The organism is Campylobacter concisus (genome assembly GCF_002913045.1).
Classification (GTDB): domain Bacteria; phylum Campylobacterota; class Campylobacteria; order Campylobacterales; family Campylobacteraceae; genus Campylobacter_A; species Campylobacter_A concisus_AP.
This window is the reverse complement of sequence record NZ_PPAF01000034.1, coordinates 1-624: the sequence shown is the minus strand read 5'-3', so window position 1 is coordinate 624 and position 624 is coordinate 1. Positions and strand designations below refer to the sequence as shown.

The window sequence follows — 624 nt, the reverse complement described above, 5'->3', positions numbered from 1 at the left end:
ATTATCATTTATTAGTTTGCTCATTACGCCAAATTCATCTTTTGTTGCTACCTTTGAAACAACTGGCTCTTTTATCTCAAAATTTAAAAATCTAAAGAAATTAACCAAAGCATCTGTAATAGTTTTAATCGGATTAAGCGATCTTTTTAGCAAGAAATATACAAACGCAGACAAGACAACTATAAATATAAAGGCTAAAATAATTTGAACTTTTAAAATAGGCAAAGTATGCGAGCTAAAGATATTTTGATCCATTGCTGTTATTGCCAACCAACCTTTGTCATTTATCTCTAACATATAAGCATAGACATCTTCTCCTTTTGTATTTTTATATGCTATTAATCCATTTTCATCAAATTTCTTTTCATTATATTGTTTTATTAGACTCTTTGCGATCTCATGAGGTTTACCGACTAATTCTTTATTTGGGTGCATTATAATGTTGCCATTTTGATCTGCAACAAAAGCATAGCTGTATTCAGTCTTACTAATTTGCGATATATTATTGCTCAACTCCTCAATAGATGCATCTATGCCCGTAACTCCAATATTTTTAATAGGTGCAGCAAAAGTTATAACCATCGCATTTAATGAAGCTGCCATATATGGATCAGTATATATTGG

General features: G+C 30.3%; 1 pseudogene. It reads right to left on the bottom strand.

Features of this window, described 5'->3' with window-relative positions:
* Positions 1–513 (bottom strand): annotated as a pseudogene (locus CYP43_RS03910) (methyl-accepting chemotaxis protein); the annotation flags it as partial.
* Positions 514–624: the final 111 nt, after the last annotated feature.